The following is a 12,856-nucleotide window of genomic DNA, read 5'->3' on the forward strand; positions in this document are numbered from 1 at the left end:
GAAAATATTTTGAGAAAACCTCCGAGCACTGGCGCGCATGGAGGCTTGGGGCTCGACGGGCCCTGCATCGCAACGCAAACCGCCCGCCATAGATACCAAGCAAGCATCTCTTTCCTCACATATATACGAGGCGGTCGGCATGCCCTTCCCAGGCGCGCTCCGGGTTCCGCGGTCCGTCAATCAACGGGCTGCCGACCGCGATGCCGCACTGCCCGGCTGCAACGTCGCGCGTTCACGCCTTCATGGGTTTCGCAACCCTGTCCTGAGGATCGGACAAGGGGGCTCGCACTGTCGAGTATCATGCCGCGACCGAACCACGTACTCACATCGACGATGGACAGCACCATTCAACCCGGCGACGCCGATCTTCGCGACGAATATGCAGCGCTGCGCGAACGCGCCATCCTGCTCGAAGAACAGGCCCCGCCACTTCTGCAACGCATCTCGGATGTATTGCCGCGGATCAGCGGCGAATCCGAACTCGCGGACGAGCATCGCGAACGGCTCATCGGCGCACGCAATGCGGCGCTGGTTTCGATCGAAAACTATCAGCAGGCGATTCCGTTCCTGCAGACGGCCGACTCGATCATCGAGCAGATGGACAAGACGCCCGAGCGCGACGAAGACATCGAGTGGCGTGAATCGCTGCTGCAACGGCTCGACGAACTGATCGACGTCGCGGTCGTGATGATCGACGATGCGGAAGACTACTTCGACCAGGCGCAAGCCTGCGATCTGTCCAGCGTGCCGAAATCCATCCTCGAGGATTGAGCAGTGCCGCTCGGGATCGCGCGGCGCACCGGCTTCATCTCGTGTGCGCCCGCCATCCACATGTTTGCCGGTCGACAATCGCTGCCTGACTCCGTCGACGTCAGGCAAACCGCGCCTCTCCCGCAAAAGCTCACCTTGTCGCGGCAGCTGTCCTGCGATCGCCGCGCGCCGCCACTACAGTGAGTCGAGCACGATCGTCTCGCTCACGATCGGCACACGGATATATCCGCCGTCCGCATCGCCATACGCGTGCGCGTTCCCGTCGATGACGTATTGCGCCGTCAGCGCACACAGGGTTGCGTCTCGCGCATCGACGGATTGCAGCGTCGACACGTCGATCCCCAGTCGCTCCAGCAATTGCCGGCGCTGGTTGCGCTTCTGCTTCGCCGACGCAACCGCCTTGCCCAGCATCGCGCAGGTAATCGCGTAAGGATAGGTTTCGAAGCTCGCGCGCCCGCCCGCATAGCGCGCGCCGGTCAGCAGCGGATAGGTGTCCGCGAGCGCCCGGTACACGCGCTCCCCGATGAACATCCAGTCGAAGAAGCCGGACGTGCTCGCAACGGCCTGCTCCCGCGACGGCGTCGGAAAGCACGAGATCCGTTCGCGCGCGAGCGCCTGTTCGGCTGCCCGGCGTCCGACACCCGCCCACCACAGGCTCGGTGCGTCGACACCGACGGCCACGACGTCATGGGCGAGGCACAGCGCAGGCAGCGCCTCGGGCGCGATCCGCTGTTCGCGACAGACGACCGTCGACCCGCGCAGGATCACGAGATCGCATAGCTTCCTGTCGCCCCCGACGTCGACACCCGCCACGGCAGGCGATTGCCGCGCGGCGGATCCGATGGATCGGGCCGATCGCATGCCGGCGCCTCAGTCAGCGGGCCGTGCGTCGTACGCAGCGTCGAAAATCGCCTCGAGACCGGGATGCACGCCGCGCATCGGATCGACGACCGACTTCGCCCAGTCGAAGTACGCCTGCTTGCGCTCGAGCGGCCAGTCCGCGGGCGGATGGCGCGCGATATCGCGCAGGTTGCAGATCTTGTCGGCAAGCTTCACGAGCTTCGCGCGCCGGCTGATCGTCGCCGCATGCTCGACCTGCAGGCGCTTGCGCTCGTCCTTCGGCAACGACTTGTCGTCGGTCACCTCCATCACGATGTCCGCGACATCCTTGCCGAACAGCCGCAGCAGCTCCTGCTCGGTCGTCTCCGTATCCTCGATCGTGTCGTGCAGCACGGCCGCGACGATCACGCGTTCGTCCTCGACGCCGGCTTCGTTGGCCAGCACGTCGGCGAGCGCGATCGGATGATTGATGTACGGCGACGCTTCTTCGTCCTTGCGCCGCTGATTGCGATGCTTGTCCGCCGCGAACGCGATGGCGGCTACCAGCTTTTTCATGTTCCCCCCTCGTGTGGCCAGTCCCGCGACCGGCAAAACCGGCCGCGCGTCTTTCGGAACCGCACATACTACCTGCACGCGATGACGCTTCCCGCGCACCGGCACCCCTTCGCGCCCCGCATCACACGCCGGCCGTCGCGCGCTGCAGTTCGACCACGTTGACCCGCGCGCCGAATACGTCCTTCACGAGCGGCAGCAGGTGGTCGTGGTGCGTCAGGAACAGCACCTGGGTTCGCGTCGACAGATCGCGCAGCGCGTCGAGCCCGGCTTTCGCACGCGCATCGTCGAAGTTGATGAACAGGTCGTCGGCAACGAACGGCAGCGCGGTCCTGCTGCCGAGCTGCAACTCCAGCGCCGCGATCCGCAGCGCGAGGAACAGCTGGTCGCGCGTCCCTTCACTCAACCCGGCGACCTCGACCGACGTTCCCTTCGTCCGCCGTGCATACAGCGCGGGCGGCGTCCGTTCGGTATCGACGGTCAGCTTCGCAAACTCTCCCAGCGTGAGCACGGCGAAAATCTCGCCCGCCCGCCTGAGCATCGGCCCCTGCTTCTGGTCGCGATAGCGGTCCGTCGCCCACTTCAGCAACCGGCTCGCGGTGGCCGCCTCCAGATACTGTTCGGCCGCGTCGCCCATCGCCGCCAGCGCTTCCTGGCGCTTCGATTCGGCGACGGCCGCGTTCGCCTGACCGTCGATCGCGCCAAACGCCTGGTCGGCCACGACCTGCCGTTGCGCGAGCTCGTTCAGCCGCTTGCCGACATCGCCCAGCGACTGCTTCACAGCCTCCAGTCGCGCCGGCACGTCGGCGATGTCCTGTTCCGCAACCTCAGCCTCGACAGCCGAACGGGACAGCCCGTCGCCGTCACGCACCAGCGCCTCGTGCGCGACATCGACCGCCTGCCGAAGCTGGCGCTGCCGATCCGAGCGTTCGGCCAGCGGCAGCGCCGCATCGATCGACGCCACGCCAGCCAGATGAAGCAGCGGCTGAATGCGCGCACCGGCACCGGCCACCGCGGCGGCCGCATCCGTGACCTTGCCGCCCGCCTGTCTCACGGCCTCGTCGGCACGCTCGATCGCGCGCGCGATTTCCCTGGCGGCCGTGAGACGCGTCGCCAGCCTGCGTGCAACGTCCGGCCAGTCGCCGCTCGTCAGCCATTCCGGCGCAAGCGCTTGGGCAAGCCGCCGCGCACCGGCCTCGAGCGCGGCCAGCTCGGCGAGGATCGCAGCGATCCGGTTGCGCGGCGCATCGGCATCGGCCAGTTCGGCCGTCACCGCATTCGCAAGCCCGAGCGCGCCTTCCGCCGCGGCCAGCGTCACCGCGCTCGCGGAAAGCTTCGCGTCGGCCAGCGCGTCGCGCCATTGCGCATGCCACGCGTCGTAGGCTGCTTGCGCATGGCCGGCCCGCGACTGCGCCGTCGCGCATCCGCGTTCGGCTTCCCGCGCGCGATCGTCGAGGCTGTCCTTCTGCGCGATTGCTTTCTCGGCCGACTGCACGAAAGTCTCGGCGGCGGCGACGAGTGCCGCCAGTCCGTCCGTATCGCTGCCTCGCGACACCGTATGCAGCGCCGAACGCAACGCGGCTTCGGCACCGGCCCGCGCGGCGCGAATCGCGTCGAATTCGCGGCGCTGACGGTCGAGATCGGCCTGCGCGGCGAACACCGTGTCGCGCTTCGCGAGCCAGTCGCCCATCGCCGCCAGCGGCATGCCGGGCACTGCGGCCGTCGTCGCAAGTTCGGCCCATGCGCCGCGGTGCGCCGCCAGTTCGCGTTCGCGCTCGTCCAACGCAGCCTGCCTGCGCGCCACGCCGGCTCGCGCGGATTCGACCTGCTGACGCAGCGATTGCAGCGTCGCCGCCGCCTGCGTCGCACCAAGTTGCGCATCGACCAGTTCGTCGGCCAGGCGAATCGCATCGTCGACCGCCGGCGCGCCTGTTGCGAGGTCGACAGCACCGCTGCGGATATCGCCCCATGCGCCGTCGCGTCGTGCGCGCGCCGCCAGCACGTCGGCGGTCGTGACGACCTTGTGGTTCTCCGCGAAATGCTTCTCCTGCAGTTCAAGCCGCTCGAGCTCTTCGAGTGCGCCGTCCCGCGCGTCGCGTGCGGCAGCAGCCGCGCTTGCGCGCTCGCTGTCTTCCTTGAGCAGCGCACCGAGCCGCGCCGCCGACGGCACGTCGAGCGCGCGCAGCGTGTCGACGGGCATGCGCCACTGGCCGAGCGCATCGAGCGCGCCGGTCAGCGTGCGTTCGGCGGCGGCGATTTCGTGTTCGAGCGCCTGTTCGCGCTGGCCGCTGTTGCGAAAGCCCTGCGCATCGGCGAGCGCCGCGCGCAGCGCTTCCGGCACGTCGACGGTCGACAGGCGCGCCCGTTGCTCCTGCACCTGCGCAAGCTCGCGTGTGCGTTCGTCGAGCGATTCGCGCGCACCGGCGAGTGCCTGGTGCAGCGCGCCGTGTTCGCGCAGCAGGTTCGCGACGGTCTTCAGCGACAGCGCCGTCGGCAGCGCCGCGCGCAGCGTCGCTTCGTCCGTCGGCCAGTCGAGCTGGGCGGCCGCCGAAAACGCGGCGGACAGGTGCCGCTCGACGTCGGCGCCGAGCAGCAGCAGATCCTGCGCGTGATTCATGCAGGCGCCGCGCAGCCGATCGAGCGCTTCGATATCGGCTTCGAGCGCCAGCGTGTCGGCGTCGGCATCGATCGCATCGCGCGCCTGCCGTTTCGCGAGCAGGTCGGTACGCCGTTCCTCGAGCACCTTCTGTTCGGCCGCGAGATCACCCTGCGCCTTCAATAAATCCGCATACGCGGTCGGCGGCAATTCGACGACCGCACCGAGTTCGGCCAGCGCCGCATCCTTGACCGTCAGCTCCTTCAGGTACGGCGCCAGCCGCCGCACGCGTTCGAGCTTCGAGCGCAGCGCTTCGAGCTGGCGCTGCTCCGCGCGCGCGTGCTCGATCTGCTGTTCGACCGCTTCGCGCGCATCCTTGCGATCGACCCAGTCGCGCGTGCGCACCTGGACCGTCTTCAGTTCGGTCACGGCTTCGTTGAACGACGTTTCGGCCAGCGCAAACGCGCTGCCGCTACGACGCGGCGCCCAGAGCTCGACCGAACGCGCATCGAGCTCCTCGCGCACCGGCCCGAGACTGCCGACACCGGCGGCCGATTCGAACAGCACCTGGCCGAGCTTGTCGGATGCGTCGAGAATGCTCCGGCCGCCGTCGACCAGCCGCCCGTGATCGAGCCCGAACATCTGCTCGAAGAACTCGCGTGTCGCACCGTCGAGGATCGCGGCCAGATAGTCGTCGGGCAGCTTGTCGTCGGCAGGCGTGCGCAACGGACTGCGCCCGCGCGCGCGGTGGAACGCGAGCTCGCCCGTACCGCTCTCAAGCACGCCGCCGATACGCAGTTCAGGCGTGCTGTGCAGGAAATCAAGCGGCGTCTGCAGCTTCATCCCGAACAGCAGCTCCGACACGGCCGTGCGGATCGTCGACTTGCCGGCCTCGTTCGGCCCCACGATCACATGAAAATCCTCGCCGGCCGACGGGAACCGCAGCGTCTCGTCGGTGAACTTGCCGTACCTGATCAGATCGAGCTGACTGATGCGCATCGCTTACTCCCCCCTTGCCAGTCGCGCGAGCAGTGCGGGACCGACCTGCTCGACCAGCGCCGTGAGCTCGCCCGTGCGCGCCATCGTCAGCAACGGCACGTCCTCCTTTACATCGCTGCGCACCTTGCCGACGAACGGCTTCAGGTCGCGTTCGAGCAGCGCGAGGAAATCCGGATCGTGCGCGGCTTCGGCCAGGATCTGCTTCAAATCCTCCAGCGCTTCAAGCTGCTCGCTCTCGCCCTGCTGATGATCGGCGGCGGACGTCGCGAGCCGGACCTTCTCCAGCCACAGCCGCTCGTTGCCGATGATGCCGATCTGGTTCAGCACTTCCGCGCGCAACTGCGGCGCGCGGCCGAAAAAGAGCCCATGCGCGGGCGTGCGCCCGGTGACCGTCACACGCACCGCGCGCGGCACGTGACCGTCGACGTTCAGCAACGCCTCGAGCGACTGGCCGATCTTTCTCGACAAGTCTGCGACCGTGAAGCAATCGGATGCATCGACCGACACGGCTTCCCAGCGCAGCACGTCGAGATACAGGCGCTCGACCTGCGTGCGGCCTTGCTCGACCGTCACAAGCACTGCGCCGCGGCGGCCCGTCTCGCGGATATGGCGCCCCTGCAGGTTGCCGGGAAACACGACGGTGGACGGCCCCGACCATTGCTGGAATTCGTGCACGTGGCCGAGCGCCCAGTAGTCGTAGCCTTTTGCGTGCAGTTCGGCCAGCGTGCACGGCGCGTAGTTCGCGTGCGCCGCATAACCTTCGAGCGCCGTGTGCAGCACGCCGATGTTGTAGTACCCGGGCACCGGGTCCGGATAACCGATCGCGAGATTGTCGACGACGGCCTTGTCCTTGAAGCTCTGCCCGTGCAGCGCGACGTCGAATTCCGGCAGCTTGTGGGTTTCCGGCTTGCGATGGCCGAACACGGTGACGTTGTCGGGCAGCGTCAGCTTCTTCGTCATCTCGCTTTCGGCATCGTGGTTGCCGCCGAGGACGAACGCACGAATGCCGGCCTTGCGCAGGCGCCCCATCTGCTGGCCGAAGAAGATGCCCGTGTTGTGATCCTTCCAGTCTCCGTCGTACAGGTCGCCGGCGATCACAAGGAACGCGACTTCCTCTTCGATCGCGCGATCCACGAGTTGCCGCAGCGCCTCGCGCGACGCGTTGCGCAACTGCGCGGCCGGCGCGTCGGGATACGCGCTCAGGCCGTGCAACGGACTGTCAAGGTGAATGTCTGCCGCGTGGATGAACTTCACGAAGATTCCTCGGTTTCATGACGAATGGCGACGCCGCTTGCGCAGGCCCGGCGTAGACGTAGCCGCGCGCATCGCCGCAATGCACGCAGCGCGCGTCCGACCGGATCACGCTGCCGGTTGCCAGCGGGTCGGGATGGTACCTGAAAGCAGGTAACGACATGGTGATCTCCGTCGGTCCGGATGGCGGGCCAGCACGCGATGCGAATTCGAACGGCCATTGTGCCGTGGCGCAACTGTATTACCGCGGAACCTCGACTTCGGCAAACGTGCCGTTCACGAAACGATAGACACGATGCGTTGCGCCGCCGTGCGCGAGATATTCCCACCGGATGTCGATGCCGGCCGGTGCGTCGCACCACGCGATCGCATGGCCGTTGGCGAGACGCACCGATTCGGGCGCCGGCGTTTCGGCGCATGCGACTGAAACGCTGGAGACCGACAGCGCCCGCACTGCGGTCTTCAACGCAACCGATATCGTCCGGCGGCTTCGTATTCGCATGGATCGCGCGGGATCGTCGTGGGGTTCGTCGTATGCGCCGGCATGCCGCCCGGGCGATACCGTTTCCGGATCGCGCCGCGTGCGTCGCTCATCGCGACGAACGCGGCCGATCCGCTGTGTGCCATCACTCGCCGCGCGGCACGGGCGGCGGCGCAAAGCCGTTGTCGTTGTCGGGGAACGGATTCGCGTTGCGGCGCAACGCTTCCTCGTCGTTCTCCTTCTGCGCGAACAGCGCGACGCCTATCACGCCGACGTTCGCGGCATCGCCGTACTTCGAGTTCGCGACATAGCTGTCCGGCACCGCCGCGAAGCGGAACGCGGCGACTTCATCGCGGCTCTTGCGGAAGCCCTCGATCGTCAGCGTGCGGCCCGGATACAGCACGTAACCGCCGTTCGTATAACTGCCCGGCCGCCCCGACAACACGTCGAGCCCGTCGACGGTCGACACGACTTCGAACGTGCGGCGCCCCTGGTTGCGCAACACGATCATGTAGCGCGAACCCTCGACGCCCGCCATGTGCCAGCGGCCGTTGCTGCGCGCAAGACGCAGCGGCGCACCCTTCTCGTCCGTAAACGACAGTGCGATGTCGCCGTTCGCGAGCGCGACGCGGGTCGGCAGCCGGCGCATTTGGGATGCGGGAAGATGTCCGGGCAGCGCGTCGTTGTAGTAGACCGACGCGAGATCCGTCGGCTTCGCTGGATCCGCGCGTTCGAATTCGACATTGCGGGTTTCGGATCGCACCGATTCGCCCCACGCGGTGCCGAGCCCGCGGCGTTCGCTGGCGTCCGGAGCCTGCGGTGCAGCCGCAGACGCGCCGATACTGCCTGACGGCGGGGGCGGCGCTGCGCAGGCGGCCAGCCAGAGCGCGCAGGCGAGCGCGAGAAGACGGAACAGGATGGTCATGACGTGATGCCTCGGAATGTTATCGGACCGCGCCGGGCCAGCCGGAACGGCGTTTTGGTGTCGTCTGTCGTCACGCTGTCGATCGGACATGCTTGCCCGCGTCGGCCGGCGCTGCCATCGCGGCGGCCCGGCAACCGTGAGCCCCGCTATTTAAGCATGGCGGGCGGGCAATGGGCAGGGGCCGCGCGCGTCGCTTGCCGCAGGCTCGTGCCCGGGGCATCCGGTCACGCGAACGTGCCCATCGCGTCGTCGGATTCGCGGCGAACTTCGATGCATCACTGTATTTCGAAGAACGTCGAACGACGCGCCGTGCGCGCCGATAAAAAAACGGCCCGGCCCGCTTCGAAGCGGGCCGGGCCGTGACGGGATGCGTGCTGCTTACAGCGCGCCGCCTTGCGCCGACGCCGAACCCTTCAGGCCGACCGACGCGCCGCCCTGCACCGAGTTCGTCGCGCCTTCAAGCGCTTCGCCGGCCTTCGCCTTCGCGCCGCCCGCGACGTCACCCGCCGTCGACACCGCGCCTTGTGCGTGGCTCTTCGCCGTGCCTGCGACGTGCTTCACGTGCGACTTCGTCGAGTGTACGGCCGATGCCGCGGCATCCTTCGCCGTGCCCGCTGCCGAGCCCACCGCCTGGGTCGCGCCGCCCACCGCATTGCCGGCTGCCGAGCCGACGCTGCCGACCGTCTTGCCGACGCCATTCAGCGCGCCGCCGACGAGGTTGCCCGCACCCGAACCCGAGCCTGCCGCATTCGCGCCGGCGCCAGCCTGCACGCCCACGCCGCCGCCGAGCAGCGGCGTCTGGACCTGTGCGCCGACGCCTGCGGAACCCTCGGCACCGGTCTGGGCCGTCTGTGCGAAAGCAGCCGACGTCGCCATCGCCGTCAGTGCGGCACCCAGCAGAATCGTACGAATCTTGTTCATGGTCATTCTCCCCAAAGACGTTGTTGCTGCGGGCCGCCTTCGTGCGGCCTGTCGCATGCCTCACCGCGAAGTGCGGCAGGTGGAGCTAATGTAGCGGCGTCGACGGGCAAAACGATCGATTTGCGGGGACTGTTACTTCCGTTGCAAATGCTGACGATTGACTCACACTGTTTGACAATCGGGGGCTTGCGACGGGACGGATGGCGTATTTGCCGACGGGCAGGCGCGAATCCGGTGGTGTGCGGCGCGGGTCGTCCCGCGATCAAGATTCGTCCTATCGCCACGCATCGGGAAACCATGCAGACGAAACGACTAGCAGGGAAACCGGCCGTTTTTATAAGCATCCCAAAGCATCTGTGTCGGCCAGCCGTCGGAGCGGCCCGACAAACGACTCCTCGCGATCAGTTCGATGTCGTCGGATACGCACGCCGCAACGCCGGCGTTGCCCGATGCACCGAAGGCGAGCTTGAACGCCTTCTCGCGCAACGCGTCCACTGCCGGCCTGTCGATCGCGGTACCCGGATCGCCGTCGATTGCGTCGAATGCCGCCATCCACTGCGCATCGAACGGCTCGGCATCGCGACTGTCCAGCGCGCTGTCGCAATCGACGTCGCCGAGGAAATCGAAAAAGCCCGGCGCCGACAGGACTGCGTCCATTTCAAGCAGGTGTGCGTTCGTCATTGCAGCCCCTTCAAGGAACACGGCCCCGATCGCCTGTTGGCAGATACAGGCAGATCGGGGCCGTGCGCGTTCCGTCCGGTTACGGCCGGAACGTATCGCCGAGCACCACGCCTTCGCGACGCGGATCGGTGCCACCCTGCAACGCGGGCGACTGGCCGACCGTCACGCGCATCACGGTGTTGACGCCGCTCGCCTGCGCGGAGGTCGACACCTTGTGCCCAAGTGCGAGCAGGCCCGTGATCAGCGGATCGTTCGCACCGTTGTTGGCCGCATTGACGTTCGGATGCTCGCCGCCGATTGTGGTCGTCGGGCTGTTGCTCGCGCCGAAGTCGACGAGCCCCGCGGACTGCTGCGCATCGAGCCCCCAGTCGAGCGCACCGACCAGCGTCTTGACCACATATTGCGGAATCGTACCGCCGCCAGGCGAACCGGTCGCCATCACGAAATCGCCGCGCGAACCGTCAGCGGCCTGCCCGAACACGATCGTCGGCGCCATCGAGCTGCGCGGCCGCTTGCCCGGCTGCAGGCGGTTGGCCACCGGATTGCCGGCGCTGTCGACCGGGTTCGCGGAAAAGTCGGTCAACTGGTTGTTCAGCAGGAAGCCGTTGGTCATGTGGAACGAGCCCATGCTCGATTCGACCGTCGTCGTCGCGCTCAGCACGTTACCGTCGCCGTCGACGATCGTGAACTGGTTCGTGCCGTGCTCGATCAGCGTCGTGTCGACACCGAGCGGCACCGCGCCGAGATTGCCGGGCTGCGCGGTGCCCATGCTCTTGGTCGTGTCGATCAGCGCCGCGCGCGATTTCAGGTACGGCTTGTTCAGCAGCGTGTCCCACGTGCCGCCCGGCAGCGGCACGAAATCCGTATCGGCCACATACTTGTCGCGGTCGGCATACGCGAGCCGTTCGGCCTCGGTGACGAGGTGCACGCCCGCGACGGTCGGCTTGCCGCCTTCGAGATCGATCGCCGTCGGCTTCAGCGACTTCAGGTCGAAGTTCTCGAGAATGCCGAGCGCCGACGCGACCGCGATACCGCCCGACGACGGCGGCGGCATCCCGCATACCCAGTAGCTGCGATAGGTCGTGCACACGGGGGCGCGGCGCTTCGCCTGATACGCGGCGAGATCCGCGACGGTCGTCTTGCCCGGCGTGAGCGTCGAGCCGTCCGCGCCCTTCGTCGTCGCGATCTTCGCGACGATGTCCTGCGCGATCTGCCCCGTGTACAGCGCGTTCGCACCCGATTGCGCCATCAGTGTCAGCGTGTGCGCGTACGCGGGGTTCTTCAGCACGGTGCCGAGCGTCTTCGGCGAGCCGTCGGCATTCAGGAAATACGCGGCCGCCTCGGGATCGCGCTTCAGGCTCGCGGCGTTCGCCGCGATCGCGTCGGCGAGCCGGCCGCCGATCGGGAAACCGTTGGTCGCGAGCGTGATCGCATCGCCGAACAGGTTCTGCCACGGCAACCGGCCGTGATCCTGCTGCAGCGCCTCGATGAGCCGCGGTACGCCGATGGTGCCGATCGAGCGGCCGCTCGCGCGCGCGTTCGGCAGCGGCACCGAATGGTCGGTCGTGTCGTCGACGTAGCGCAGGTAATTCTCCGTCGCGGCGGCCGGCGCGGTTTCCCGGCCGTCGTACGCCTGCAGCGTCTTGCCGCGCGCATCGTAGTAGAGCAGCACGCCGCCCGACCCGAGGCCCGTCGCCTCGGGCACCGTCAGGCCGAGCACGGCCTGCACGGCGACCGCCGCGTCGGCGGCCGTGCCGCCTTTCTTCAGCACCGCGCAGCCGGCCGCGCTCGCGTATGCGTTGGACGTCGCCACCAGGTAGGTCTTCGCATAGACCGGCTTCATTCCGGTGCGATAGCCCGACGACGCTTCCGGCAGCGACGGATCGCCCGGCTGGTTCGAGCCCACCACGACCGTCGCGCCGCTGTTGTCGACCGCGAGGCAGCTCGTATCGGTTGAAGGTGTCGGCGTGCGGCCCGCGTCAGTCTCGACGTCGCCGCCGCATGCCGTCAGCAGGGCGGCCGCGAGCAACGCGGATGCATACGGGAAAATCGCTGTTCTGTTCATTGTCTGTTGATGTTCTTTTAGGTCGTTGCGATGGGCATCGCGCTGCCTGCGCCCCCCTCGGGGCGCGGGCAATGCGTTCGATAGTCCCATGAACAAATTTTTTTCCGCAATAAAGAAATGAAGCAATCCGGTCGACCGTTGCATGCGCAACGCCATCGAACCGGCATGAGGGTTCACTTGCTGCACTGCATCGGCGCGCAAAGGTCCTCGACCCGCGTCAGCGCGTTGTCGAAACCGCGCTGGTCGTGTTCACGATGATCGGCGTGATGAGCATCCGGCTGCTCTCCGGCTTCGACCTGCACACGCGCGCCAACCAGTACACGCTCGCGGCCATCGCGACGCAACTGGCGCTCGCGGCCATCGCGACGCAACTGGCGTTCGCCGCGCTCGCGCGGCTGAGCGGGCAAACGCGCGGGAATGCCTGCGTCGCAGGCACCTTCACGCGACGCGGAGCGTGATATGTGGCGTTCCGCGCAACAGGTCGTATGCGATCGCCGGCCCGACGCTCGGCCTCCTCACGTGGCAGGTCGGGTTCGTGTCGGTCGGCGGCGATTGGTCCGGAATGCGGATGTCGAAGCGATGGAACGGCGTGCCGGATGCATTCCGGTTCTTCATCACGCTGCTGCTCGTGCTTGTTGACCTGACGATGCGCAACGACGGCATCGACGAGACGCGTGCCGCGCACTGACGCGCCGGTTGCATTGCACGAACCGGCCGGATGGGGATGGACATCGGGACGATTGCCGGCGTCACCGCGTCCGGCTATAAATCGTG

At 67.4% G+C, this 12,856-nt stretch carries 12 protein-coding genes and 1 pseudogene; 3 read left to right on the forward strand and 10 right to left on the reverse strand.

The genetic code is table 11. From position 1 onward, the window contains the following. The first annotated feature begins 300 nt into the window (after nt 1-300). Complete coding sequence (locus R9B84_RS21140; protein WP_423760292.1) at nt 301-771, forward strand: ATPase; 471 nt, start codon at nt 301-303, stop codon at nt 769-771. Nucleotides 772-945: 174 nt separating this feature from the next. Here R9B84_RS21140 and R9B84_RS21145 read toward each other — a convergent pair whose 3' ends face one another. From R9B84_RS21145 to R9B84_RS21190, 10 genes are all read right to left on the reverse strand, one after another. After that, the gene (locus tag R9B84_RS21145; RefSeq protein WP_423760293.1) at nt 946-1,632 is read right to left on the reverse strand and encodes a DUF429 domain-containing protein; all 687 of its coding nucleotides are present in this window, start codon (nt 1,630-1,632) and stop codon (nt 946-948) included. A 9-nt stretch (nt 1,633-1,641) separates the two neighbouring features. Beyond that, nucleotides 1,642-2,166, reverse strand: coding sequence for an HD domain-containing protein (locus tag R9B84_RS21150; RefSeq protein WP_423760294.1), 525 nt, complete (start codon nt 2,164-2,166; stop codon nt 1,642-1,644). A 121-nt stretch (nt 2,167-2,287) separates the two neighbouring features. Continuing rightward, complete coding sequence (locus tag R9B84_RS21155) at nt 2,288-5,758, reverse strand: AAA family ATPase (RefSeq protein WP_423760295.1); 3,471 nt, start codon at nt 5,756-5,758, stop codon at nt 2,288-2,290. A gap of 3 nt (nt 5,759-5,761) precedes the next feature. After that, entirely contained in the window at nt 5,762-7,012 is a 1,251-nt protein-coding gene (locus tag R9B84_RS21160) for a metallophosphoesterase family protein (protein ID WP_423760296.1), read from the reverse strand. Beyond that, nucleotides 6,978-7,172: a CbrC family protein gene (locus tag R9B84_RS21165; RefSeq protein WP_423760297.1), complete on the reverse strand. Its 195-nt coding sequence runs from the start codon at nt 7,170-7,172 to the stop codon at nt 6,978-6,980. The genes R9B84_RS21160 and R9B84_RS21165 overlap by 35 nt, the downstream gene beginning before the upstream one ends. Nucleotides 7,173-7,250: 78 nt before the next feature. After that, a complete protein-coding gene (locus R9B84_RS21170; protein ID WP_423760298.1) occupies nt 7,251-7,475 on the reverse strand; it encodes a hypothetical protein in 225 nt (74 codons plus the stop codon). Between the two features lie 160 nt (nt 7,476-7,635). Next, nucleotides 7,636-8,415: a hypothetical protein gene (locus R9B84_RS21175; protein ID WP_423760299.1), complete on the reverse strand. Its 780-nt coding sequence runs from the start codon at nt 8,413-8,415 to the stop codon at nt 7,636-7,638. A 378-nt stretch (nt 8,416-8,793) separates the two neighbouring features. Next, nucleotides 8,794-9,336 (reverse strand): hypothetical protein, encoded by a 543-nt coding sequence (locus tag R9B84_RS21180; RefSeq protein ID WP_423760300.1) that lies wholly within the window; start codon nt 9,334-9,336, stop codon nt 8,794-8,796. Nucleotides 9,337-9,648: 312 nt separating this feature from the next. Next, nucleotides 9,649-10,152 (reverse strand): hypothetical protein, encoded by a 504-nt coding sequence (locus tag R9B84_RS21185; protein WP_423760301.1) that lies wholly within the window; start codon nt 10,150-10,152, stop codon nt 9,649-9,651. Next, nucleotides 10,097-12,082, reverse strand: a complete 1,986-nt coding sequence (locus R9B84_RS21190; RefSeq protein WP_423760302.1) for a gamma-glutamyltransferase family protein — start codon at nt 12,080-12,082, stop codon at nt 10,097-10,099. The genes R9B84_RS21185 and R9B84_RS21190 overlap by 56 nt, the downstream gene beginning before the upstream one ends. A 254-nt stretch (nt 12,083-12,336) precedes the next feature. On the opposite strand from R9B84_RS21190, the gene R9B84_RS21195 reads away from it, so the two are divergent. Both R9B84_RS21195 and R9B84_RS21200 read left to right on the forward strand, forming a co-directional pair. After that, nucleotides 12,337-12,540, forward strand: coding sequence for a hypothetical protein (locus R9B84_RS21195; protein WP_423760303.1), 204 nt, complete (start codon nt 12,337-12,339; stop codon nt 12,538-12,540). A 26-nt stretch (nt 12,541-12,566) separates the two neighbouring features. Then, nucleotides 12,567-12,770 (forward strand): annotated as a pseudogene (locus R9B84_RS21200) (DUF2165 family protein); the annotation flags it as partial. Between the last annotated feature and the right edge of the window lie 86 nt (nt 12,771-12,856).

It is taken from the genome of Burkholderia sp. NLJ2, from assembly GCF_049487195.1.
Classification (GTDB): domain Bacteria; phylum Pseudomonadota; class Gammaproteobacteria; order Burkholderiales; family Burkholderiaceae; genus Burkholderia; species Burkholderia pyrrocinia.

Coding starts and splice junctions, on each gene's coding strand:
- R9B84_RS21165 (WP_423760297.1), bottom strand. CDS start 7,172: ATGTCGTTACCTGCTTTCAGGTACCATCCCGACCCGCTGGCAACCGGC.
- R9B84_RS21190 (WP_423760302.1), bottom strand. CDS start 12,082: ATGAACAGAACAGCGATTTTCCCGTATGCATCCGCGTTGCTCGCGGCC.
- R9B84_RS21150 (WP_423760294.1), bottom strand. CDS start 2,166: ATGAAAAAGCTGGTAGCCGCCATCGCGTTCGCGGCGGACAAGCATCGC.
- R9B84_RS21155 (WP_423760295.1), bottom strand. CDS start 5,758: ATGCGCATCAGTCAGCTCGATCTGATCAGGTACGGCAAGTTCACCGAC.
- R9B84_RS21140 (WP_423760292.1), top strand. CDS start 301: ATGCCGCGACCGAACCACGTACTCACATCGACGATGGACAGCACCATT.
- R9B84_RS21195 (WP_423760303.1), top strand. CDS start 12,337: ATGATCGGCGTGATGAGCATCCGGCTGCTCTCCGGCTTCGACCTGCAC.
- R9B84_RS21175 (WP_423760299.1), bottom strand. CDS start 8,415: ATGACCATCCTGTTCCGTCTTCTCGCGCTCGCCTGCGCGCTCTGGCTG.
- R9B84_RS21180 (WP_423760300.1), bottom strand. CDS start 9,336: ATGAACAAGATTCGTACGATTCTGCTGGGTGCCGCACTGACGGCGATG.
- R9B84_RS21145 (WP_423760293.1), bottom strand. CDS start 1,632: ATGCGATCGGCCCGATCCATCGGATCCGCCGCGCGGCAATCGCCTGCC.